The 23,612-nt window shown below is 70.2% G+C and carries 22 protein-coding genes; 5 read left to right on the top strand and 17 right to left on the bottom strand.

Annotation, left to right across the window (positions count from 1 at the left end; all coding sequences use genetic code 11):
• Positions 1-55: 55 nt before the first annotated feature.
• From topA to AACG61_RS12675, 4 genes are all read left to right on the top strand, one after another.
• A complete protein-coding gene (gene topA / locus AACG61_RS12660) occupies positions 56-2,761 on the top strand; it encodes a type I DNA topoisomerase (RefSeq protein WP_411839514.1) in 2,706 nt (901 codons plus the stop codon).
• Positions 2,762-2,861: 100 nt separating this feature from the next.
• Positions 2,862-3,566 (top strand): CoA transferase subunit A, encoded by a 705-nt coding sequence (locus AACG61_RS12665; protein ID WP_411837474.1) that lies wholly within the window; start codon positions 2,862-2,864, stop codon positions 3,564-3,566.
• Positions 3,566-4,195 carry a CoA transferase subunit B gene (locus AACG61_RS12670; protein WP_411837475.1) on the top strand — a complete coding sequence of 210 codons (630 nt, stop codon included), beginning with the start codon at positions 3,566-3,568 and terminating at the stop codon, positions 4,193-4,195. The genes AACG61_RS12665 and AACG61_RS12670 overlap by 1 nt, the downstream gene beginning before the upstream one ends.
• A gap of 65 nt (positions 4,196-4,260) precedes the next feature.
• The gene (locus tag AACG61_RS12675; protein ID WP_411837476.1) at positions 4,261-4,830 is read left to right on the top strand and encodes a hypothetical protein; all 570 of its coding nucleotides are present in this window, start codon (positions 4,261-4,263) and stop codon (positions 4,828-4,830) included.
• On the opposite strand, the gene folD is transcribed toward AACG61_RS12675, so the two are convergent.
• From folD to AACG61_RS12690, 3 genes are all read right to left on the bottom strand, one after another.
• Positions 4,827-5,702 carry a bifunctional methylenetetrahydrofolate dehydrogenase/methenyltetrahydrofolate cyclohydrolase FolD gene (gene folD / locus AACG61_RS12680; RefSeq protein WP_411837477.1) on the bottom strand — a complete coding sequence of 292 codons (876 nt, stop codon included), beginning with the start codon at positions 5,700-5,702 and terminating at the stop codon, positions 4,827-4,829. The two genes, AACG61_RS12675 and folD, sit on opposite strands and share 4 nt — an antisense overlap.
• Complete coding sequence (locus tag AACG61_RS12685; protein ID WP_411837478.1) at positions 5,699-6,001, bottom strand: chorismate mutase; 303 nt, start codon at positions 5,999-6,001, stop codon at positions 5,699-5,701. The genes folD and AACG61_RS12685 overlap by 4 nt, the downstream gene beginning before the upstream one ends.
• Positions 6,002-6,062: 61 nt before the next feature.
• The gene (locus tag AACG61_RS12690; protein WP_411837479.1) at positions 6,063-6,521 is read right to left on the bottom strand and encodes a MarR family winged helix-turn-helix transcriptional regulator; all 459 of its coding nucleotides are present in this window, start codon (positions 6,519-6,521) and stop codon (positions 6,063-6,065) included.
• Positions 6,522-6,617: 96 nt separating this feature from the next.
• Between AACG61_RS12690 and AACG61_RS12695 the strand changes: the two genes are divergently transcribed.
• Positions 6,618-7,049: an organic hydroperoxide resistance protein gene (locus AACG61_RS12695; RefSeq protein WP_411837480.1), complete on the top strand. Its 432-nt coding sequence runs from the start codon at positions 6,618-6,620 to the stop codon at positions 7,047-7,049.
• Between the two features lie 55 nt (positions 7,050-7,104).
• Here AACG61_RS12695 and ftsH read toward each other — a convergent pair whose 3' ends face one another.
• From ftsH to dnaE, 14 genes are all read right to left on the bottom strand, one after another.
• Complete coding sequence (gene ftsH, locus AACG61_RS12700; protein WP_411837481.1) at positions 7,105-8,997, bottom strand: ATP-dependent zinc metalloprotease FtsH; 1,893 nt, start codon at positions 8,995-8,997, stop codon at positions 7,105-7,107.
• A gap of 57 nt (positions 8,998-9,054) precedes the next feature.
• Positions 9,055-10,281: a tRNA lysidine(34) synthetase TilS gene (gene tilS / locus AACG61_RS12705; RefSeq protein ID WP_411837482.1), complete on the bottom strand. Its 1,227-nt coding sequence runs from the start codon at positions 10,279-10,281 to the stop codon at positions 9,055-9,057.
• Complete coding sequence (locus tag AACG61_RS12710) at positions 10,278-11,183, bottom strand: tol-pal system protein (protein WP_411837483.1); 906 nt, start codon at positions 11,181-11,183, stop codon at positions 10,278-10,280. Before AACG61_RS12710 ends, tilS begins: the two co-directional genes overlap by 4 nt.
• Positions 11,180-11,830: a peptidoglycan-associated lipoprotein Pal gene (gene pal / locus AACG61_RS12715; protein WP_411837484.1), complete on the bottom strand. Its 651-nt coding sequence runs from the start codon at positions 11,828-11,830 to the stop codon at positions 11,180-11,182. Before pal ends, AACG61_RS12710 begins: the two co-directional genes overlap by 4 nt.
• Positions 11,831-11,883: 53 nt before the next feature.
• Positions 11,884-13,203, bottom strand: coding sequence for a Tol-Pal system beta propeller repeat protein TolB (tolB, locus tag AACG61_RS12720; protein ID WP_411839515.1), 1,320 nt, complete (start codon positions 13,201-13,203; stop codon positions 11,884-11,886).
• A gap of 69 nt (positions 13,204-13,272) precedes the next feature.
• The gene (locus AACG61_RS12725) at positions 13,273-15,159 is read right to left on the bottom strand and encodes a protein TolA (protein ID WP_411837485.1); all 1,887 of its coding nucleotides are present in this window, start codon (positions 15,157-15,159) and stop codon (positions 13,273-13,275) included.
• A gap of 4 nt (positions 15,160-15,163) precedes the next feature.
• The gene (locus tag AACG61_RS12730; RefSeq protein ID WP_411837486.1) at positions 15,164-15,613 is read right to left on the bottom strand and encodes an ExbD/TolR family protein; all 450 of its coding nucleotides are present in this window, start codon (positions 15,611-15,613) and stop codon (positions 15,164-15,166) included.
• Position 15,614: 1 nt separating this feature from the next.
• Positions 15,615-16,307 (bottom strand): protein TolQ, encoded by a 693-nt coding sequence (tolQ, locus tag AACG61_RS12735; protein WP_411837487.1) that lies wholly within the window; start codon positions 16,305-16,307, stop codon positions 15,615-15,617.
• A gap of 165 nt (positions 16,308-16,472) precedes the next feature.
• Entirely contained in the window at positions 16,473-16,871 is a 399-nt protein-coding gene (gene ybgC / locus AACG61_RS12740; RefSeq protein WP_411839516.1) for a tol-pal system-associated acyl-CoA thioesterase, read from the bottom strand.
• A gap of 29 nt (positions 16,872-16,900) precedes the next feature.
• Positions 16,901-17,932 carry a Holliday junction branch migration DNA helicase RuvB gene (gene ruvB, locus AACG61_RS12745; RefSeq protein ID WP_411837488.1) on the bottom strand — a complete coding sequence of 344 codons (1,032 nt, stop codon included), beginning with the start codon at positions 17,930-17,932 and terminating at the stop codon, positions 16,901-16,903.
• Positions 17,929-18,834: a zinc metalloprotease HtpX gene (gene htpX / locus AACG61_RS12750; protein WP_411837489.1), complete on the bottom strand. Its 906-nt coding sequence runs from the start codon at positions 18,832-18,834 to the stop codon at positions 17,929-17,931. The genes ruvB and htpX overlap by 4 nt, the downstream gene beginning before the upstream one ends.
• A 15-nt stretch (positions 18,835-18,849) precedes the next feature.
• Positions 18,850-19,557, bottom strand: a complete 708-nt coding sequence (ruvA, locus tag AACG61_RS12755) for a Holliday junction branch migration protein RuvA (RefSeq protein ID WP_411837490.1) — start codon at positions 19,555-19,557, stop codon at positions 18,850-18,852.
• Positions 19,554-20,063, bottom strand: a complete 510-nt coding sequence (gene ruvC, locus AACG61_RS12760; RefSeq protein WP_411837491.1) for a crossover junction endodeoxyribonuclease RuvC — start codon at positions 20,061-20,063, stop codon at positions 19,554-19,556. Before ruvC ends, ruvA begins: the two co-directional genes overlap by 4 nt.
• A gap of 56 nt (positions 20,064-20,119) precedes the next feature.
• Complete coding sequence (dnaE, locus tag AACG61_RS12765; RefSeq protein ID WP_411837492.1) at positions 20,120-23,590, bottom strand: DNA polymerase III subunit alpha; 3,471 nt, start codon at positions 23,588-23,590, stop codon at positions 20,120-20,122.
• Between the last annotated feature and the right edge of the window lie 22 nt (positions 23,591-23,612).

A 23,612-nucleotide genomic window follows, 5' to 3' on the forward strand; every position in this document is an offset into this window, starting at 1 on the left:
CACTGCGCCACCCGGCACCCATCTTGCCGCCCCATTGCAGTTGTCCGAGATCATCATGCCCGTCGTCGTCGTCGAATCCCCGGCCAAGGCCAAGACCATCGAGAAATACCTGGGCTCGGACTATCGGGTTCTGGCCAGTTTCGGCCATGTCCGCGACCTGCCGCCCAAGGATGGCAGCGTCGATACCGACCATGATTTCGACATGAAATGGGAGGTCGCGGCCGACAGCCGCAAGCATCTGGCCGCGATCAAGGCCGCGCTGAAGGACGACCAGACCCTGATCCTGGCCACCGACCCCGACCGCGAGGGCGAGGCGATCAGCTGGCACCTGCTGGAGGCTCTGGCCCCGGCCCTGAAGAAGGGCGCAGAGGTCAGCCGCGTGACCTTCAACGCCATCACCAAGACCGCCGTGACCGAGGCGATGGGCAAGCCGCGCCAGATCGACCAGCCGCTGGTCGACGCCTATCTGGCGCGTCGCGCGCTAGACTATCTGGTGGGCTTCAAGCTGTCGCCGGTGCTGTGGCGCAAGCTGCCAGGCGCCAAGTCGGCGGGCCGGGTGCAGTCGGTCTGCCTGCGCCTGATCGTCGACCGCGAGATGGAGATCGAGGCCTTCAAGGCCCGCGAATACTGGTCGGTCCATGCCCACCTGGCGACGCCCGGCGGCGAGGAATACGACGCGAGCCTGGTGTCCTTGGCGGGCAAGAAGCTGGAGCGCTTCGATCTGGCGACCGCCGATCAGGCCGCCATGGCGCTGAGCGCGGTGGTCAGCCGCGACCTGAAGGTGGCGTCGGTCGCCGCCAAGCCCGCCAGCCGCAACCCCTGGCCGCCCTTCATGACCTCGACGCTGCAGCAGGAGGCCAGCCGCAAGATGGGCATGGGCGCCAAGGCCTGCATGTCGGCGGCGCAGCGCCTCTACGAGGCGGGGCTGATCACCTACATGCGGACCGACGGCATCGACATGGCCCCCGAGGCCGTGATGGCCGCGCGCGACGCGATCAAGGCCAAGTTCGGCGAGAACTACCTGCCGAAATCGCCGCGCATGTACAAGAACAAGGCCAAGAACGCGCAGGAGGCGCATGAATGCATCCGTCCCACGGACATGATGCTCTCGCCCGACCGCCTCAAGGTCACCGCGGATGACCAGCGCAAGCTCTATGACCTGATCTGGAAGCGCACCATCGCCAGCCAGATGGAGGCCGCCCGGATGGAGCGGACCACCGTCGAGATCGACAGCCCCGACGGCCAGGTGGGCCTGCGCGCCACCGGCCAGGTGATGCTGTTCGACGGCTTCCTGCGCGTCTATGACCAGGGCCGCGACGATGACGAGGGCGAGGACAGCGCCCGCCTGCCCGCCATCGCCCAGGGCGAGGCCGCAACGCTGGTCGCCGCCGCCTTCGACGAGGAACTGGCGAAGGCCCGCGACAAGGTGGCCGAGACGCCCGCCGCGCCCAAGGGCCAGCGCGCCGCACCCGGCCTGCTGACCGACGAGGCCGCCCGCGCCGCCGCCCGCCAGCATTTCACGCAGCCGCCCCCCCGCTATACCGAGGCCACGCTGGTCAAGCGGATGGAGGAGCTGGGCATCGGGCGCCCCTCGACCTATGCCAGCATCGTCACCACGATCCAGGACCGCGAATATGTCCGCAAGGACAAGAACCGCCTGATCGCCGAGGACAAGGGCCGGCTGGTCACGATCTTCCTGCTGAAATACTTTCCGCGCTACGTCAGCTACGACTTCACCGCGGATCTCGAGACAGAGCTGGACGAGATCAGCGCCGGCGACCGGTTGTGGCGCGAGGTGCTGTCGCGCTTCTGGAAGGACTTCTCCAAGGCGCTGGAAGGCACGTCGGAACTGCGCATCACCGAGGTGCTGGACGCGATCGACGAGGCCCTGGCCCCGCATCTCTATCCGCCGCGGGCGGATGGGGGCGATCCGCGCGAATGTCCGCTGTGTGGCCAAGGCCGGCTGAACCTGAAAACCGCGCGGTCGGGCGGCGCCTTCATCGGCTGCACGAACTATCCCGAATGCCGCTATACGCGCCCGCTCTCCTCGCCCGATGGCGAGGCGCCGGTGGGCGACCGGGTGCTGGGCGAGGATGCGGGCGATGTCATCAGCCTCAAGACCGGGCGCTTCGGCCCCTATGTCCAGCGCGGCGAGGCGACCGAGGAGGCGCCGAAGCCGCCCCGCGCCTCGATCCCCAAGGGCTGGGACGCGGCCAGCCTGGACCTGGCGCAGGCGCTGATGCTGTTGAACCTGCCGCGCCTGATCGGCCCGCACCCCGAGGACGGCCAGCCGATCGAGACGAATATCGGCCGCTATGGCCCCTATGTGAAGCACGGGTCGAAATACGCCAATATCGCGGATGTCGACGAGGTCTTCACCATCGGCATGAACCGCGCGGTCGAGGTCCTGGCCCAGAAGCAGACGCGCGGCCGTGCCGCCGCCGCGGCTCCGCTGCGCGAGCTGGGCGATCACCCCGATGGCGGGCCGATCCAGATCATGAACGGCAAGTACGGCCCCTATGTGAAATGGGCCAAGGTCAACGCCACCCTGCCCCGCGACGTGACGCCCGAGGATCTGACGGTCGAGCAGGCGCTGGAGCTGATCGCGGCCAAGGCGGCCAAGTCCCCCGCCAAGGCCAAGAAACCCGCCGCCAAGAAGCCGGCGGCGAAAAAGCCCGCGGCCAAGAAGGCCGCCGCAAAATCTGCGGCCAAGGCCACCAAGGCCACCAAGGCCACCAAGGCCAAGCCGGACGACGCGTGAGCGGCCCTTGTCGGCGCTAACACCTGCCCCCCGCGATTGACACCGTCGCGGGGGCGGGCAACAAGTTGGCCGTCAACGGGATTTCAGCAGGGGAGGGCCGATGAAAAAGGTCTATGGAACGGCGGCCGAGGCCTTGGACGGGCTTCTGCATGACGGGATGTTCATCGCGGCGGGAGGCTTCGGCCTCTGCGGCATCCCCGAACTGCTGATCGACGCGCTGGTCGAGGCCAAGGTCAAGGACCTGACCATCGCCAGCAACAATTGCGGCGTGGACGGGTTCGGTCTGGGCAAGCTCTTGGACACGCGGCAGATCAGGAAGATGATCAGCAGCTATGTCGGCGAGAATGCCGAATTCATGCGGCAATACCTGTCCGGAGAGCTGGAGCTGGAGTTCAACCCGCAGGGCACCCTGGCCGAGCGCATGCGCGCGGGCGGCAGCGGCATCCCGGGCTTCTACACCAAGACCGGCGTCGGCACCGTCATCGCCGAGGGCAAGGAGGTCAAGACCTTCGACGGCCAGGACTATATCCTGGAGCGCGGGATCGTGGCGGACCTGTCCATCGTCAAGGCCTGGAAGGCCGACGACACCGGCAACCTGGTGTTCCGCAAGACGGCGCGCAACTTCAACCCGCCCGCCGCGATGTGCGGCCGCGTCTGCGTGGCCGAGGTCGAAGAGATCGTCCCGCGGGGCAGCCTGGACCCCGATCACATCCACCTGCCGGGCATCTACGTCCACCGCATCATCCAAGGGCAGCACGAAAAGCGCATCGAGCAGCGCACGACCCGCAAAAAGGAGACCGCGTGATGACCAAAGGCTGGGACCGCAACCAGATGGCCGCCCGCGCGGCCGAGGAGCTGGAGGACGGCTGGTACGTCAACCTGGGGATCGGCATTCCGACCCTGGTCGCGAACTATGTCGGCGACAAGGACATCACCCTGCAGTCGGAGAACGGCATGCTGGGCATGGGCCCTTTCCCCTATGAGGGCGACGAGGACCCCGACCTGATCAACGCGGGCAAGCAGACCATCACCGAACTGTCGCGCACCAGCTATTTCGACAGCGCGACCAGCTTCGGCATGATCCGCGGCGGCAAGATCGCGGCGGCGATCCTGGGCGCGATGGAGGTCTCCGAGGGCGGCGACCTGGCCAACTGGATGATCCCAGGCAAGCTGGTCAAGGGCATGGGCGGCGCGATGGACCTGGTCGCGGGCGTGGGCCGCGTGATCGTGGTCATGGACCACACCAACAAGGCCGGCGAGAGCAAGGTCCTGAAATCCTGCACCCTGCCGCTGACCGGCAAGGCCGTCGTGGACCGGATCATCACCAACCTGGGCGTGCTGGACGTGGTCGAGGGCGGCCTGCGCATCGTGCAGCTGGCCGACGGCGTCACCGAGGACGAACTGCGCGCCGCGACCGAGGCGACGCTGGTCTGATCGCCCTGCCCTGACAACCGACCGGGGGGCAGGCGCCCCCCGTTTTCATGCGCGAAGAGAACCCCATGGACCCCAAGACGATCGAAGGCCTGTTCACCCGCCCCGACGGCAGCTTCCTTTGCGCGCGGTGGGGGCGTCCTGTGGCGCCGGTGATCTTCGGGCTGGCCGATGACAGCCTGGACATCTTTCGTGGCGCGATCCGGGCGGGCTATGCCCATGCGCGCCATCCGGTCACCGACACCGACCCCGAGACCGGCGCGAACCTGATGCTGTTCTTCCTGCGCGACTGGTCCGAGCTGGCGGCGGTGCCCGACCTGGACCGCCTGACCGGGTTGCCGGACCTGCCCGCGCGCCTGTCGGGTGAGGCGGCCGACCAGTATCGGCTGTTCCGCTTTGACGAGGCGGGCGGCATCCGCGCCTGCATGATGTTCCTGAACATGGGCGGCGGCCTGTCGGAGGCGCATCCCGCCATCCTAGCCGAACGGCTGATGATGCAGTCCGCGCTGACCTTCGCGGGCGACGTGCAACCCACGCCCGCGCTGGCCGGGCTGATCCGCGCGGCCTATGACCCGGTGCTGCCGGTGACGACCGACCAGCCGGCGCATGCGCTGCGGCTGGCGGCGCGGATGGCCTAGGGCGTCAGGCCTTCGGGGTCGGGCAGGCCGTGGCTGCGCGCGGTCGCGGTCAGCGTGTTGGCCAGCAGGCAGGCGATGGTCATCGGCCCCACGCCCCCCGGCACCGGGGTGATCGCCCCCGCGACCTGCGACGCGGCGGCGAAATCGACATCACCCACGAGCCCGTCCTCGGTCCGGTTGATGCCCACGTCGATGACCGTGGCGCCCGGCCTGATCCAGTCGCCCTGCACGAAATGCGGCCGTCCCACGGCGGCCACCAGGATGTCGGCCTGGCGGCACAGCGCAGGCAGGTCGGCCGTCCGCGAATGGGCAACCGTCACCGTGGCGCTGTCGCGCAGCAGCAGCTGCGCCATGGGCTTGCCCACGATGTTGCTGCGCCCGATCACCACCGCGTTGCGCCCCGACAGCGACCCCAGATGGTCCCGCAGCATCATCAGGCAGCCAAGCGGCGTGCAGGGCACCATCGCCTTCTGGCCCGTGGCCAGGCGGCCGACGTTCAGGATGTGGAACCCGTCCACGTCCTTCTCGGGCAGGATGGCGTTGATGACGGCGGCCTCGTCCAAGCCCTTGGGCAGAGGCAGCTGCACCAGGATGCCGTTCACCGCCGGATCGGCGTTCAGCTGCGCGATCAGCGCCATCAGCGTCGCCTGATCGGTCGTGTCGGGCAGGCGATGCTCGAAGGAGGCCATGCCGACCTCGCGCGTCATCCGGCCCTTGGAGCGGACATAGACCTGGCTGGCCGGGTCCTCTCCGACCAGCACCACGGCAAGGCCCGGCGTGATGCCGCGCGCGGCCAGGCCCGCGACCTCGGTGGCGATGCGGCTGCGAAGTCCGGCCGCGAAGGCCTTGCCGTCAAGGATCTGGGCGGTCATGGGCGCTCCGGGTTCAGGAAACGGTCCTCCTGCGCAATCGCAGCCTCGATCAGCATGCGCCACAGGGTCTCGTAGAGGGCGGGGTCCAGGCCGTGGCCGGTCGCGTGGCGACGGACATTCGCCACGACCTCCTCAACGCGGTCGTCGATCCGGGCGGGCATGCCGATCCCGGCCTTGATGCGGGCCGCGCGGTCGATCAGCGCGTGGCGGCGGGCCAGCAGCGTCATCAGCTCGGCGTCGAGGCGGTCGATCTCCGCCCTGAGGGCAGGCATGTCGGGGATGTCGCTGATCTGTGTCATGGTGGCGGTGGCATGCACCGGCTGCGCCCGAATCGCAAGGCCCCCGATGCCGCAGCCGACCTCAGCCCTGGACGGCGACCTGGATGTTGCCGCGCAGGACGCGCAGGTGCTCGCGCAGCGCCTGCGCGCAGTCGAAACTCATCCCGGTGGCTTCGGTGGCGCAGCTCAGCACATGACCGGACTGCGTCTGCAGGGCGCGGCCCTGATCGCTGAGCGAGACGATGACGCGCCGTTCGTCGCGCGTGTCGCGCAGCCGTGTGACCAGACCCGCCGCCTCCAGCCGCTTGATCAGCGGCGTCAGGGTGCTGCTGTCGAGGCCGAGCGCCTCGCCGATGGCGCCGACGCTCTGCCCGTCGCGGGACCACAGCGCCATCATCACCAGGAACTGCGGATAGGTCAGCCCCAATGGGTCCAGAAGCGGCTTGTAGAGACGACCGAACGCCAGATTCACAGCATAGACGTCGAAGCACAGCATGTCCTCGAACGGCGCGGATAACGGCAAGGGGGGGTCATCGCTCATGCATAACGTGTAATTCGAACCGGACGACTTAGCAACCATTGCAATCGTCATGGTAAATATTACATTGCGAACGATATATTGTTATGGAAAGGAAAGATGATGGTCAGTAAGGTTTTGTATCGCACCTCCGCGACGGCAACCGGCGGCGGCCGCGACGGCAACACCGCCTTGGATGACGGCAGCCACGCCATCGATCTGGTGGTCCCGAAGGAGCTGGGCGGGCCGGGCGGCGACGGGCTGAACCCCGAGAAGCTGTTCGCCTTGGGCTATGCCGCCTGCTTCATGGGCGCGATGCGTCATTATGCGGCATCGAAGAAGGTCAAGGTGCCCGAGGACGCGGCTGTCTCGGTCGCGGTGGGCATCGGCCCGCGCGAGGATGCGGGCTTCGGCCTCGACGTGCAGATCACGGTCGCCCTGCCCGGTCTGGACCGGGACGTGGCCGAGGATCTGATCGCCGGGGGTCACAAGGTCTGCCCCTATTCGCACGCGACGGGCGGCACGCTGTCGATCACGCCCACGCTGGTCTGAAACAAAATACCCCGGTCCGATGGACCGGGGTTTTCTCTTGCATCGTCACGCGGCGTCATGCCGGGGCGGGGTCGCCGCCCGCCGGCGTCTTACCGGCGCGCGGGATGGCCGTGACCGAGGGGATGACGCTGGACGGGGTGTCGTCGTCGTCTCCGCCGATCGGCTCGCCGCGCAGGATGCGGGCGATCTCCTCGCCGGTCAGGGTCTCGTATTCCAGAAGGCCCTTGGCCATGCGCTCGAACTCGACCTCCTTCTCGATCAGGATGCGGCGGGCCTCTTGATAGCCCTCCTCGATCAGCTCGCGGACCTCCTGCTCGATCAGCTCCTTGGTCGCGGCCGAGACCGAGAACCCGCCGGTGCTGCCGTTGTAGCCCTCATGCGCTTCGGCATAGTCCACCGCGCCGACCTTGTCGGACATGCCCCACCGCATCACCATCGCACGGGCCAGCGCGCTGGCCTGCTGGATGTCGCCGGCGGGGCCGTTCGACACGCCCTCCTCGCCGTACTTGATGATCTCGGCGGCCTTGCCGGCCATGGTCATGGTGATCTTCTGCTTGGCCTCGTCCTTGTGGAAGTTCAGCCGGTCCATCTCGGGCAGGCTGACCACCATCCCCAGGGCGCCGCCGCGCGGGATGATCGTGGCCTTGTAGACCGGGTCGCATTTCGGCAGCGACAGGCCGACGACGGCGTGACCGGCCTCGTGATAGGCGGTCTTTTCCTTCTGCTCGGGCGTCAGGACCAGGCTGCGGCGCTCGACGCCCAGCATCACCTTGTCCTTTGCCGTCTCGAAATCGGCCATGCTGACGAAGCGGCGGCCGATGCGCGCCGCGGTCAGCGCGGCCTCGTTCACCAGGTTCATCAGGTCGGCGCCTGAGAAGCCCGGCGTGCCGCGCGCGATCAGGCGCAGGTCGACATCGGGGCCGACCGGCACCTTGCGGGCATGGACGTTCAGGATGCGCTCGCGGCCCTTGATGTCGGGGTTCGGGACGTGGATCGTGCGGTCGAAGCGGCCCGGACGCAGCAGCGCGGGGTCCAGCACGTCCTTGCGGTTGGTCGCCGCGACGATGATGATGCCCTCGTTGGCCTCGAAGCCGTCCATCTCGACCAGCAACTGGTTCAGGGTCTGCTCGCGCTCATCGTTGCCGCCGCCGATGCCCACGCCGCGGGCGCGACCCACCGCGTCGATCTCGTCGATGAACAGGATGCAGGGGGCCGACTTCTTGGCCTGTTCGAACATGTCGCGCACGCGGCTGGCGCCGACGCCCACGAACATCTCGACGAAGTCCGAACCCGAGATGGTGAAGAACGGCACGCCCGCCTCGCCCGCGATGGCGCGCGCCAGAAGCGTCTTGCCGGTGCCCGGAGGGCCGACCAGCAGCGCGCCCTTCGGGATCTTGCCGCCAAGACGGCTGAACTTCTGCGGGTTGCGCAGGAACTCGACGATCTCCTCAAGCTCCTCCTTGGCCTCGTCGATGCCCGCCACGTCGTCGAAGGTCACCCGGCCGTGCTTTTCGGTCAGCAGCTTGGCGCGCGACTTGCCAAAGCCCATCGCGCCGCCCTTGCCGCCGCCCTGCATGCGGTTCATGAAGAAGATCCACACCCCGATCAGCAGGATGAAGGGCAGCCAGACGCCCAGCATCGACATGAAGCCGCTGCTCTGCTGCTTGATGACGCGCACATCGACGCCCTGCTGGATCAGCCGGTCGCTGATATCCTCGCCCATCGGGCGCACGGTGGCGTATTGCTGACCGTCCGAGCCGGTGATCGCCACGTCCTCGCCGTCGATGGTGACGGCGGTGACCTGGTCGTTCTGCACGCGCTGGATGAAGTCGGAATAGCTGATCTGTCGGCTGTTCATGGTGCCCGACCCGTCGCTGAACAGGTTGAACAGCGCCAGGATCATCAGGAACAGAACCACCCAGAAGGCGAAGTTGCGTGCATTGCCCAAAGCGGGTCCTCCGACGGAATGCGGTTTGGTAGGAAAATAGGGATTATCGCGGCAGGTTCAATGCGCCTTTACCAGGCTGCGGAAATCTGCCGCGCCCCGCAGGGGTGTCGCCGTGACCCCCGGGAGCGGCCGCAGCAGCGGCGCACCGACCAGACGGCCGTCCTGCCAGATCGCGGGGCTGGCCGCGGCCTCGTCGCGCAGAAGGCCGCTGTCGCGCCAGGGCAGGCGCGACAGGGCCTCGGGACCCAGGGCCGCGATCTGCTGGCCCGGGGCCAGGCCCGTGACGCGCCAGCGGCGGTCCCAGACCGGCTCGGCCGTGGCCCCCGAGCGCAGCGCGGCGGCGGCCTCGCGCGCGATGCGCAGCCCGGCGCCCGTCGGCGCGATCATCGTGCCGTCCAGCGTCACCCGCCCCTGCGACAGCACCGCCGACAGCGCATGCAGCAGCGTCGCCCGGCGCGGCGGATAGTCTGCCCCCGTGACCCACCTTACCGCCGCGACCAGGATGCGGCGGCGGATCTCGGGCGGGGCGTCGCGCAGCGGGCCGCGCGGCAGGATCAGGCTGCCCCGGTCGAAGCTCGCCTCGGCGCTCAGCAGGGCCGCGTAATCGGCCAGGGCGTCGCGGGCCTCGGCGATGTGGCCTGCGGCACGGGCCAGGCCCTCGACCTCCAGCCCCAAGGCGGCGATCGCCTGGCGGGCGCGGACGCGGTCGTAATCGCTGTTGTCGTTGGTGGGATCGTCGATCCAGCCGATGTCACGCGCCGTCAGCCAGTCGCGCAGCTCGCGCCGCCCGGTCCCCAGCATCGGCCGCAGCCAGCGCATGTCGAAGGCGTCGCGCCACTCGGCCATGGCCGACAGCCCGTCCACCCCCGACCCGCGCGCCAGACGCATCAGCAGCGTCTCGGCCAGATCGTCGGCGGTGTGACCCAAGGCCACGGCGGGCAGTTCGTTGCGCAAGGCCCAGCCCGACAGCAGCCTCAGCCGCGCGTCGCGCGCCTGCGCCATCAGGTTGCCCGCCCGCGTGTCGCGCCGCCACAGCAGCGTGGCGTGCGACAGGCCCAGGGCGCGGGCCCTGCGGCCCACGGCCTCGGCCTCGGCGGCGCTGCCTTGGCGCAGGCCGTGATCGACCGTGGCCACCATCACCCGCCGCCCCTGCGCCCATTCGGCCGCGACATGCATCAGCGCGATGGAATCGCCCCCGCCCGACACGGCCAGACCGATGGACGGCAGGTCACCGGCCAGCCGGTCCAGGGCCGACCGAATGCGGGCGGCCGGATCACCGGTCACGGATGTTCGGCCATGTCGGCGGCGGCCTCGGGGTCCAGGCCGGGGTCCAGCAGCGGGTCCAGCACGCCCAGATCGGCGCTGCCGCAGCCGAGGCGGGTGATGTGGCCCTCGGCCTCGACGGCCTGGGGGCTGCCCGGAAAGCGGGCGGGAACCTCGGCCAGATAGAGGCAGGCGGCGGTCGCGTCGCCCTGCCCCTCGATCACGCGGGCGATGCCCAGGAGGCTCTCTCCGGCGCGGCTGCCGTCGGGATCGGCGGCGAAACCCTCCAGCCAGGCGGCGGCGGCGGCGCGCGGGTCGCCCGACAGGTCCAGCGCCTGGCCGCGCAGGAACAGCGCCTCGGCGGTCAGGGGGCCGCCGGCATGGGTCTCGGCCACATCGGCGAACATCTGGGCGGCGCGGGCGTGATCGCCGCTCTCCATCACCGCGCGGGCGGCGTCGAAATCGGTCTTCTCGGCCTGGGTCGAGGCGGGCTGTCCGCCCCCCGAGGCCGCGGGCGCCGAGGGGGCCAGCTGCGGGCTGACCCCCGCCTGCGCCTGCGGCACGGTCAGCGCCGACAGGTCGCATCCCGGCTCGGCCTCGCACAGGCGGAACTCCAGATCGGCCAGCCGCCGCTCGCTGTCGCCGGCGATGCGGCTGACGCGGTTCTGCAGCTGTTCGGTCTGGTTGGTCAGGCGCATCAGCTGCGCCTCCATCGCGTTCATCCGGTCGATCGCGCTGGACCCTCCCGCGGCCTGAAAGCCCGCCGCGCCCGAGGCGACCAGCTCGGCCCGCAGCGACTGCAGCTGCGTGCGCAGCGCCGTCACCTCGGCCCGCATGTCGGCCAGGGTCGCCGCATCGGGCGCCGCCTGCGCGGGCAGCGCCAGCGTCAGCAGGACCGCCAAGGCGCGGGCGGCGGCGATCACAGACCCGCTCCGGGCGTGCCCCCGATGGGCTGGGCGGCGGGCTGGGCTGCGGCCGTGGCGACGGGGGCGGTGGCGGGGGCGGTCGCCATGCCCTGCGCGGGCGGCAGCGCGGCGACGGGGGCCGCCTCGGTCACCACGGTGACGGCGCGGCGGTTCTGGGCATAGCAGCCCTCGTCCGAACAGGTGGCGGCGGGACGCTCCTTGCCGAAGGACAGGGTGCGGATGCGGCCCGGCGCGACGCCTTGGGCCACCAGATATTCCTGCACCGCGCTGGCCCGGCGCGCCCCGAGCGCGAGGTTGTATTCCCGCGTGCCGGTCTCCTCGGCATGGCCCTGGACCACGGCGGTAAAGCCGCTGTGCCGCGACAGCCAGGCGGCCTGACGGGCCAGCACGGCGCGGGCCTCGGGGGTCAGCGTGGTCTGGTCGGCGGGAAAGCGCACCGTGTCGCCCACGGTGTCGCGGAAATACTGCGCCGTGGCCTCCGCCCCCAGGGTGCCGCCGGCCAGGTCGCCCTGGAAGACCGCCCCGCCGCCGGTGCTGGCATAGGGGTCCACGACCGGGGGCGCCTGGCGCGGCGCGGGCTGGGCACAGGCCGCAAGCCCCAAAAGGGCGGCCATCAGGACGGGGGTCAGGGCTGCGTTCTTCATGTGATCCTCTTGGCGACGGCTTGGGGCGACGGCTTCCGGCGGCGGGGCGGGCCTCAGGGCAGCAGCGGCCCCCAGGACGGGTCCGATGCGGCGAAGTCCAGGGACATCGGTCGCATGTTGCGCCCGGTGATGTCCACCGAATGCAGACGCGGCTGTCCGTTTCCGCCCGGAGTGGCGCGCGTGAACATCACCACGCGCCCGTTCGGCGCCCAGGTCGGGCCCTCGTCCAGGAACGACTCGGTCAGCATCCGCTCTCCCGAGCCGTCGGTGCGCATGGTGGCGATGTGGAAGCGCTCGCCGATCTGCTTGGTGAAGGCGATCAGGTCGCCCTTGGGCGACCAGGTGGGGGTGCCGTAGCGGCCCTCGCCGAAGCTGATGCGCGTGGGCTCGGCCCCGTCCAGACCCATGATGTAGAGCTGCGGCGTGCCGGACCGGTCGCTCTCGAAGACGATGCGCTGCCCGTCCGGGCTGAAGCCCGGCGAGGTGTCGATGGCGGGCGAATTGGTCAGCGCGCGCTGCGCCCCGGTGGTGACGTCCATCAGCCAGATGTCGGTGTTGCCGCCCTGTTCGCGAGAATAGGCGACGAAGCGGCCGTCCGGGCTGAAGGTGGGGGCGAAGGCCATCGCGTTCGGATCGGTGGTCAGCGGCCGGGCGCTGACGGTCGCCACGTCCATCAGCTGGATCTGGGGAAAGCCGCTGTCATAGCTGGTGAACAGCAGCCGCCGCCCGTCCGGCGAGAACTTCGGCGCCAGCACCAGAGACGAGCTGTCGGTCATCCACAGGATGTTCGCGCCGTCGTAGTCCATCACGCCGATGCGCTTGATGCGCGCGCTTTTCGGGCCGGTCTCCTGCACGAAGGCCACGCGGCTGTCGAAATAGGGCCGCTCGCCGGTCAGCCGGGCATAGATCTGGTCGGCGATCTTGTGGGCCGCGCGGCGCCAGTCGGCGGCGCGGGCGTCGAACTGCATCCCGTCGCCCTGCGGCTGGCCCGAGACGACGTCGAACAGCCGGAACCGCACGCTGATGCTCTCGCCCATCTGGCGGACCTCGGCCGAGACCAGCGCCTGCGCGTCGATGGCGCGCCAGTCCTCATAGCTGACCGCTTCGGCGAAGCTGGCGGGGCGGGCGCGATGCTCGGCCGCGGGGATCTCGCGGAAGAGGCCCGTCCCAGTCAGATCGTCCGCCACCACCTGCCGGACGCGCGCCGCGATCTCGGCATCGCCGTGAAAGGCCGGGATGGCGATCGACATCGGCTCGATCACGCCATCGGTGATCTCGATGCGCAGGGGGCCGTCCTGGGCCATCAGCGGAGCGGCCGGCAGGATGGCTGCGGCAAGCGCCAGCGCGGGCGCCAGGGCGGGGGCAAGGATCAGTCGGCGGAACATGGCGTCATCACTACCTTTTGTCGGCGGAAAGCGGAAGGTGGCCCGACCGCTGGATGGTCATTCGAAGGCGACCCCGTCGGGACGGAAGTCGACCACGACATCGCGCCAGCGCCCGTATTTGGAGGCCGGCAGATCAAAGCCCGCGCGCCCGCACATCAGGATGGCGCGGCGTGCGACCTCGAAGCCCTGCTGGGCCGCACCCTCGCTGCCGCCCCGATAGCCGGCCATGCGCAGGCTGTCCTGATCGGGCACCCCGTCCGGCGACAGGGTGAAGCCGACCGAGACGGTCATCTGCTGCGCCTCGACCGACAGCGCGCCGACATTCCAGCAGTTCTGGATCGCGAAGCGCAGCCCGTCCTTTTCGGACAGGGTCAGCGGATCGCCCATGGGCAGGCCCGCGGCGGGATCGGGCAGCGGTGTCGCGTCGATGGGACTGATGGGCGAGGGCGTCAGCCGCATCATGTCGGCCGGCGGCCCCGACGGGTCGTTCGCCGGATCGGCGGGCGCCCCGGTCCCGGCCATCGCCCCGGCCAGCGCGGCCGCGAGCGGGTCCAGACCGGCCGACGCGCCGCTGCCGCCCTCGATGCTCTGGGTCTGGCCGCCGATGGCGTCGGCGCCCGAGGCGCTGTCCTGCCCCCCTGCCCCGGCCTGCGCATCGCGCAGCGCATCCTCCAGGGCCTGACGGTCCGCGGCGGCTTGGCGCTCCGCCTCGGCAGCGGCCTGTCGTTCAGCTTCGGCGGCGGCATCCGCAGCGGCTTGGCGCTCGGCCTCGGCGGCGGCCTCTGCAGCAGCCTGGCGTTCGGCCTCGGCGGCAGCATCCGCAGCGGCTTGGCGTTCGGCCTCGGCAGCAGCATCCGCAGCGGCTTGGCGTTCGGCCTCGGCGGCGGCCTCCGCAGCGGCTTGGCGCTCCGCCTCGGCGGCGGCCTCCGCGGCGGCTTGGCGTTCAGCCTCGGCGGCGGCCTCCGCAGCAGCCTGACGCTCGGCTTCGGCAGCAGCATCCGCGGCGGCTTCGCGCTCGGCCTCAGCGGCAGCATCCGCAGCAGCCTGGCGTTCGGCCTCGGCAGCAGCGTCCGCGGCAGCTTGGCGCTCGGCCTCGGCGGCAGCATCCGCAGCAGCCTGGCGTTCGGCCTCGGCAGCAGCGTCCGCGGCAGCTTGGCGCTCGGCCTCGGCGGCAGCCTCCGCAGCAGCTTGGCGCTCCGCCTCGGCAGCAGCATTTGCGGCAGCTTGGCGCTCAGCGTTGGCGGCGGCCTCCGCAGCGGCTTGACGCTCGGCTTCGGCGGCGGCCTCGCGTTGGGCTGCCAGCACGGCCTGGCGCTGCGCCTCCGCTTCGGCGGCGCGGCGGTTGAAGGCTTCGACAAGGCCCGCGGGGCGGTCCTGCGGGCGGCGCGAGGCGTCCAGCGCCAGCGCCGAGCGTGGCGCCACAGGCACCGCCGCCGCGTCCGGCGTGGGCAGCGTGGGCGGTGTGGGCTGCGCCTCGGCCACCGGGGCGGGTGGCGTGTCCGGGCGCTGCGGGGCGACCTCGGCGCTCTCGGTCTGGCTGGGCGCGGGTTCGGGCAGATCGCTGGCCACGTCCACCGGCGCGGCGGGGGCGAAGTCGGAGAGGTCCGGCACGGATTCGGCGGTATCCGGCGCGGCCAGTGCCTCGGCATCGGCCGATTGCGGCGGCATGGCCGGGACCGGGCGTGCGGCCCCATCCTCGGACGGAGCCTCCGGTTGGGCAAGGTCGGCCACCGCGGTCGCGTCCGCCCCGACCGGCCCCGCACCCCGCGCGGCGGCGGCCAGCGCCTCGAACTCGGCCCCGCTGATGGTCGAGACCTGGGTCGTGCGCACGACCGGGCTGGGCTGCGGCCGGAACAGCGCGCCGCCCAGGATGGCCCAGAGGATCAGCGATCCATGCGCCACCCCCGAGACCCAGTAACCGATGCGCCCTTCGCGTTCCGCCATGGTCCTAGCCGTCCATCCGCGGCCCGCCGGTCTCGGTGACCAGCACGATGTCGGTGATGCCCGCGGCGTTCAGCGCGCCCATGATCTGGACCACGCGGGCATAGGGGATGGCGCCGTCGGCGCGCAGGAACACGCGGCCCGACTGGCGTTCGGCCAGAAGCGCGCGCAGCGCCGCCACGACCTGATCGTCCGCGACGGGCTGATCCATGACCAGGAGGTCCCCCTCGGCGGGCACCGAGATGGTCAGCGGCTCCTCCTGCTCGGTCGGGACGGCATCGGCGGCGGTCTGGGGCAGGTTCAGCGGCACGCCCGCCGTCATCAGCGGCGCCGAGACCATGAAGATCACCAAGAGCACCAGCATCACGTCCACGAAGGGCGTGACGTTGATCTCGGACATCGGCATGTTGCGCCGACGCCCCTTGCTGCGCACCCGCTTGACGACCCCGGACGCCATCTCAGGCCTCGTCCATCTGGCGCGACAGCAGCGTCGAGAACTCGTCCGAGAACGCCTCCCACCCGCCGGTGATGCGCTCGGCGTCGCCCGACAGCTTGTTGTAGAAGACCACCGCCGGAATGGCCGCGACCAGGCCCAGGGCGGTCGCCAGCAGCGCCTCGGCGATGCCCGGCGCCACGACGGCAAGGCTGGTGTCCTGGGTCAGGGCGATGCCCTCGAAGGCGGTCTTGATGCCCCAGACGGTGCCGAAGAGGCCGATGAAGGGCGCGGTCGAGCCCACCGTCGCCAGGAAGGACAGGCCGCGGAACAGGCGCTGCTCCTCGCGCTGGATGGCGACGTTCATCGCGCGGTCGATGCGGCTGATGCCGCCCGGGATCAGTGCCCCGTCATCGCGGTGGCTGCGGCGCCACTCGATCATGCCGGCGGCGAAGATGCGCTCGGACGCGCCCTTGGGGCGGTCGCCGAGCCGGTCGTAGAGGTCGTCCAGCGGCTCTCCGGACCAGAAGGCGCGGTCGAACTTCGCGGCCTCGGCACGGGCCTGCGCGAAGACCAGGAATTTCTGCACGATGATCGCCCAGGCCCAGAAGGACGCGACGATCAGCATGACCATCACCACCTGCACCGTCAGCGACGAGCGCCAGAACAGCGCCACGGCCGAAAAGTCGATGGCCTCGGCGGCCTGAATGGGTTCCATCTTCACTGCCTCATCTTCGGGGGCCGCGATTGCGTCGGGCAATCCGGCGTTGCGGCCTGTTAGCCTGTAATTGCCACGGGTTTCAGCCCCCGCGGCAACACAATGGCGTCAATTTTCCATAACGCGCAGCCTTTGCGCCGCAAGCGCCACAGATGCAAGCCCCGCCTAGCCGCCCGGCGCCGCCAGCGCGCGGGCCAGATCCGCGGGCAGGCGCACGGGCCGGCCTTGGTCGTCCAGGCAGGCCACCGTCACCCGCGCGGTGAACAGCACCGTGTCGCCGCGCAGCACCCGCTGATCGACGACCACGCGCGCGGGCCCCGCATGGGCCAGATCGGTCCGCACCTCCAGCAGGTCGTCGAAGCGGGCGGGGCGCAGATAGTCCGCCTCGACCCGGCGCACGGCAAAGACGCGGCCCTGCGCCTTCAGGGCGACCTGGTCGATGCCCAGATCGCGCAGCCATTCGCTGCGCGCCCGCTCGATGAAGCGCAGATAGTTCGCGTAATAGACGATCCCGGCCAGGTCGGTATCCTCGTAATAGACGCGCAGGGTCAGGCTGTGGGTCAGGCTGTGGGTCACGGGCGGGCTCCGATGGGTCAGACGTCGAACAGGCTCTGCTGGCCGGGGGTCTGGGGCGCCTCCAGCCCCAGATGACGCCAGGCGCCCTGGGTCAGCATCCGGCCGCGCGGGGTGCGGGCGATCAGCCCCTGCTGCAGCAGATAGGGCTCGATCACCTCCTCGATGGCGTCGCGGCTTTCGGAGAGGGCCGCCGACAGGGTCTCCACTCCCACGGGTCCGCCGCCGTAATGCTGCGCCATCAGCGTCAGATAGCGCCGGTCCGCCCCGTCCAGGCCCAGATCGTCCACGCCAAGCCGCGTCAGCGCCAGATCGGCGATCTCGCGGGTCAGGCGGCCGTTGCCCTCGACCAGCGCGAAATCCACGACCCGGCGCAGCAGCCGTCCCGCGATGCGCGGCGTGCCGCGCGCGCGCCGCGCGATCTCCATCGTGCCCTCGGGGTCGGCGCCGATCCCCATCAGCCGCGCCCCGCGCTGCACGATCAGGTCCAGCTCGGCGATCTCGTAGAACTGCAGCCGCGTGGGAATGCCGAACCGGTCGCGCAGCGGCGTGGTCAGCAGGCCAAGCCGCGTCGTGGCGCCCACCAGCGTGAAGGGCTGCAGCTCGATGCGCACGGTGCGCGCCGCTGGCCCCTCGCCGATGACCAGGTCCAGCTCGAAATCCTCCATCGCCGGGTACAGGACCTCCTCCACCGCCGGGTTCATGCGGTGGATCTCGTCGATGAACAGAACGTCGCGCGCCTCGAGGTTGGTCAGGATCGCGGCCAGGTCCCCCGCCCGCGCGATGACCGGCCCCGAGGTCATGCGGAAGTTCACGCCCAGCTCGCGCGCCATGATCTGCGCCAGCGTGGTCTTGCCCAGGCCCGGCGGGCCGAAGAACAGCGTGTGGTCCATCGCCTTGCCGCGCATCCGGGCGCTCTCGATGAAGACTTTCAGGTTGGCGCGGGCCTCGGCCTGGCCCACGAATTCGGACAGGTTCTGCGGACGCAGGGCGCGGTCCTCGACATCGCTCTCCAGCTTTTCGGGGCGCAGATCGGGGTCGGGCGCGCTCATCCGCGGCCCCAGGGGGTGCGGGGGCCGCCGCTGCGCGGGATGCGGCTCGGGGCGGTTGGGCGCTCTGCGGCGGGCGCCATGGCCATCAGCCGGGCGATGCGCTCCTCGGTCGGCGGGTGGGTGGTGAACAGGCGATCGGCGCGCAGGGCGTGCAGCGGGTTGACGATGAACATGGCCGCCGAGGCCGGGTTGCGCTCCGCCGGCAGGTTGACGCTGCGCCCCGCCGCCTGGCTGATCCGCGCCAGGGCGGATGCCAGCGCCCGCGGCTTGCCGCAGATGCGCGCGCCGGTTGCGTCGGCCTCGTATTCGCGCGCACGCGAGATCGCCATCTGCACCATCATCGCGGCCAAGGGCGCCAGGATCATGGCCAGGATGCCGCCCAACGGCCCGCCCCGTCCCTCGCGATTGCCCGCGAACAGCATCATGTTGCCCATCATGGCGATGGCGCCCGCCATGGTCGCGGTGATGGTCATGGTCAGCGTGTCGCGATGCTGAATATGGGCCAGCTCATGGGCGATCACGCCCTCGATCTCGTCGGCAGACAGGTGGTTCAGCAGGCCCTGCGTGACCGCCACGGCGGAGTTCTGCGGATTGCGGCCGGTGGCGAAGGCGTTGGGCTGCTCGGTGGGCAGCAGGTACAGCTTGGGCATCGGCATGCCCGCCCGCTGCGCCAGACGCGCGGTCATCGCGAAGAGATCGCCCCCCTGGCTGGGCGACAGCTGGATCGCGCCCTGCTGACGCAGGACCATCTTGTCGCTGTTCCAGTAGCTGAAGAGGTTCATCCCGCCCGCGATCACCAGCGCGATCACCGCACCGCCCGATCCGCCCAGCATCCAGCCCAAGCCCACGACCAGCGCCGTCAGCGCCGCCATCAGCACGAAGACCTTGAGGTTTCCCGCCATCACCCGTCCTCCGGTTCAGTCCTTGGGCGCCAGCAGGCGCAGCGCCGCGCGGATCAGCGCGGGCATCGCCGCCTCGGGCTCGCGCGCCTGCGCCTCGGCCACGGCCCCGGCCGCCTCGGAGGGAGCATAGCCCAGATTGGTCAGCGCCGACAGCGCATCCGCCATCGCCTGACCCGACAGCGCGGCGCCCGAGGGGGGGCGGGCCGCGGCGCCCGGCGCCGGGGCCGCGGACGGGCCGGGGTCGATCCCCGGCCCATCCGCTCCACCGCCCGCGGCAACGTCCCCCGCATCGATGGTCAGCGCGCCGCCCAAGGCCATGACCGAGGGCGCCTTGTCCTTCAGCTCCAGCACGATCCGCTGCGCGAGCTTCGGCCCCACCCCGTTGGCCTTCCTGACCGAGGACCAGTCGCCAAGCGCGATCGCCCGCCCCAGCCCCTCAGGCCCAAGCGTGCTGAGGATCGCCAGCGACACCTTGGCTCCCACCCCCTGGACCGAGGTCAGCAGCCGGTGCCACTCCTTGTCCAGCATGGTTGGAAAGCCGAACAGCTGCAGCAGATCCTCCCGCACAACCAGCTCGGTATAAAGCGCCGCCGCCTGCCCCACCGGCGGCAGGCCCGCGGCGGTCCGCTCGCTCACATGCACGATGTAGCCCACGCCCCGCACGTCGATCAGCACATGATCGCGCGCGCGATGCAGGATGATCCCCGCGATCCGCCCGATCATGCCGCACCCCGTCCGCTGCCCGCGACGCGCAGGCTGCGCCCCTGCAGGTGGCGCGCATGGCAGATGGCGATGGCCAGCGCATCCGCCGCATCCGGGCTCTCGAACTGCACGCCGGGCAGCTGGACGCGCACCATGTGCTGGACCTGCTCCTTGCCGGCATGGCCCACGCCGACGACAGTCTTCTTGACCGCGTTCGGGGCGTATTCGCCGACGGAAATCCCCGCCTCGGCCGGGGCCAGCAGCGCCACGCCGCGCGCCTGGCCCAGCTTCAGCGTGCCGGTCGCGTCCTTGTTGACGAAGGTCTGCTCGACCGCGGCCTCGTCGGGCGCATGGGCCGCGATCACCGCGCAGAGGCCGCGGAACAGCACCGACAGCCGCGATCCCAGATCCTGCGTGCCGTCCGAATGGATGGTGCCGTTGGCGATATGGCGGATGCGCGGGCCATCCACCAGGATCACCCCCCAGCCCATGTTCCGCAGACCGGGATCGATGCCCAAGACCTTCATGCTGCCCTCTTTTTTTCCGTGCTAGCACGAAGCGCGAACATCGGCCAGTGCCGGCGTCACTCCTCCAGCACGTCCAGAACCCCCGGCACCGCCCGCAGCGCCTGCCGGGCGGGCGTGGTCAGGGGCGCGTCATTGGCGATCTCGATCTCGATCACCTCGTCGCCCTCGGTGATGCGCAGGCGGATCGGGCCGCGGGCGCGGGCGGGGGCCACGATCTCGGTCGTGATGCGGGTCAGCACCTCGGCCAGGCGCGGGATGGTGTCGGCGCCCTGGATCTGCACCGCCAGACAGCCCGCCCCGGCATCGGCCACGAACTCCTCCAGCGCGGCCACGGAATTGGCCAGCATCTTGACCTGATCGCCCGACGGCTCGACCTTGACCTGCAGCACCACGTTCTGCCCCGGCTCCAGCCGGTCGCGGCTGGCGTTCAGCAGGTCCGAGAACACCGTGACCTCGTAAAGCCCGGTGGGGTCCGACAGGCTGACGAAGGCGTATTGCGTGCCCTTGGCCGACTTGCGCTCCATCCGGGCGGCGACGGTGCCGGCGATCTGCGCGACCATCGGACCGTTCAGCGCGTCCTGGCCGATCTCGGCCAGGGTCATCACCTTCTTGCGCTTCAGCGCGGCCTGGTAGTCGTCCAGCGGATGGCCGGACAGGTAGAAGCCCACCGCCTTGTGCTCCTCGCCCAGCTTCTCGGTGGGCAGCCAGATGCCCGACAGGGGCGCGCGCGGCGGCGGCAGGTCCTCTCCGCCCCCGAACAGCGAGGTCTGGCTGGAGGCCGCTTGGTCCTGCACCGCCGCCGACCACGCGACCAGCCCGTCCAGCGATTTCATGACGCGCGCGCGGTTGTCGTCCAGCCCGTCGAAGGCGCCGGCGCGGGCCAGCATCTCCAGCGGGCGCTTGCCCACCCGCTTCATGTCGGTGCGCCGCGCCATGTCGTGGATGTCGCGGAAGGGCGTGTCGCCCCGCGCCTCATGGATCAGCCGCATCGCGTCCAGGCCCACCCCCTTCAGCGCGCCCAGGGCATAGAAGATGCGCCCCGGCCCCACCGTGAAGGTCGGCGCCGAGCGGTTGACACAAGGCGCGACCACCTCGATCCCCATGCGGTCGCATTCGCGTTTGTAGACGGCCAGCTTGTCGGTCAGGTGGATGTCGCAGTTCATCACCGCGGCCATGAACTCGACCGGGTGGTTCGCCTTCAGCCAGGCGGTCTGATAGCTGACCACGGCATAGGCGGCCGCGTGCGACTTGTTGAAGCCGTAATTGGCGAACTTCTCCAGCAGGTCGAAGACCTCTCCGGCCTTCTTCTCGGGCACGCCGTTGGCGACCGCGCCCTGCACGAACTTGGGGCGTTCCTTGGCCATCTCGGCCGCGATCTTCTTGCCCATCGCCCGGCGCAGAAGGTCGGCGCCGCCAAGCGAATATCCCGCCATGACCTGCGCGATCTGCATCACCTGTTCCTGATAGACGATGATGCCCTGCGTCTCGGCCAGGATGTCGTCGATGGTCGGGTGGATCGATTCCAGGTCGCGCAGGCCGTTCTTGACCTCGCAATAGGTCGGGATGTTCTCCATCGGGCCGGGACGATAGAGGGCCACCAGAGCCACGATGTCCTCGATGCAGGTGGGCTTCATGCGGCGCAGCGCGTCCATCATGCCCGACGATTCCACCTGGAACACCGCCACCGTGCGAGCGCTGGCGAACAGGTCGTAGCTGGCCTTGTCGTCCAGCGGGATGTGGGCGATGTCGTTCTCGGTCCCCGGCGTGGGCTCATAGAGCCTGCGCCCGTCCGCCGCGACATGCAGCGGCCGGCCCTGCCCGTTGATCAGGTCCACCGCGTTCTGGATCACCGTCAGCGTCTTCAGGCCAAGGAAGTCGAACTTGACCAGTCCTGCCTGCTCCACCCATTTCATGTTGAACTGCGTCGCGGGCATGTCGGAGGCCGGATCGCGGTAGAGCGGCACCAGCCGGTCCAGCGGCCGGTCCCCGATCACCACCCCCGCCGCATGGGTCGAGGCGTTGCGATAGAGCCCCTCCAGCTGCTCGGCATAGTCCAGCAGGCGGCCCACCACCTCCTCGCGCGCGGCCTCGCGCAGGCGCGGCTCCTCGGCGCGGGCGCGGGCGATGCTGACGGGCTTCACCCCCTCGACCGGGATCATCTTGGACAGGCGGTCCACCTGGCCGAAGGGCAGCTGCAGTACCCGGCCCACGTCGCGCACGGCGGCCTTGGACAGCAGCGCGCCGAAGGTGATGATCTGGCCGACCTTGTCCTTGCCGTATTTCTCCTGGACGTAACGGATGACCTCCTCGCGGCGGTCCATGCAGAAGTCGATGTCGAAATCGGGCATGCTGACGCGTTCGGGGTTCAGGAACCGCTCGAACAGCAGGCTGTAGCGCAGCGGGTCCAGGTCGGTGATGGTCAGCGCATAGGCGACCAGCGAGCCTGCCCCCGACCCGCGGCCCGGACCGACCGGGATGCCTTGCGCCTTGGCCCAGCCGATGAAGTCGGCCACGATCAGGAAATAGCCGGGAAAGCCCATCTGCTCGATGATGCCCAGCTCGAAGTCCAGGCGCGCGTGATATTCCTCGACGCTGACGGCATGGGGGATGACCTTCAGCCGCGCCTCCAGCCCCTCGCGGGCCTGACGGCGCAGCTCGGCCACCTCGTCATCGGCGAAGCGCGGCAGGATCGGCGCGTGCTTGGCCACCGCGAAGGCGCAGCGGCGGGCGATCTCGACGGTGTTCTCGATCGCCTCGGGCAGGTCGGCGAACAGGACGGCCATCTCCTCGGCCGACTTGAAGCTGTGCGCGGGCGTCAGGCGGCGGCGGGGCTGGGACTGGTCGACATAGGCCTTCTCGGCGATGCAGATCAGCGCGTCATGCGCCTCGTACATCGCGGGTTTAGGGAAATAGACGTCGTTCGTCGCCACCAGCGGCAGATCGCGCGCATAAGCGAGATCGATCAGCCCGCCTTCGGAGGCGGCCTCGGCGGCCATCAACTGGCCGTTCTCGCCGGGATGGCGCTGCAGCTCGACATAGAGCCTGCCGGGAAAGGCCTCGGCCAGCCGCAGGGCCAGCGCATCGGCCTTGGCCCCCTGCCCCTGCGCGATCAGCAGGCCCAAGGGACCCGTCGCCCCGCCCGTCAGGCAGATCAGGCCGTCCGCATGGGCGCACAGCTCCTCCGGCGTGACATGCGGCAGCGCGCCCCCCTCGCGCAGATAGAGGCACGACGACAGCGCCATCAGGTTCAGCCAGCCGTCGCGGTTCTGTGCCAGAAGGACGACCGGCCCGGTGGCCTCGGCCGCCAGCGTGACCTGACAGCCGACGATGGGCTGGATGCCCTTGTCTCTTGCCTTCACGCTGAATTCCAGCGCGGCGAACATGTTGTTCGTGTCGGTCAGCGCCACGGCGGGCATGCCTGCATCCAAGGCAAGGCTTGGCAATTTGCCGACAGGAATGGCACCTTCCAGCAGGGAATGCTCGGAATGTGTGCGAAGATGGATGAATCGGGGGGATTTTGCGGCCATGATCGGGACAGTATCGCAGCCT

The organism is Paracoccus sp. ME4 (genome assembly GCF_046736325.1).
Classification (GTDB): domain Bacteria; phylum Pseudomonadota; class Alphaproteobacteria; order Rhodobacterales; family Rhodobacteraceae; genus Paracoccus.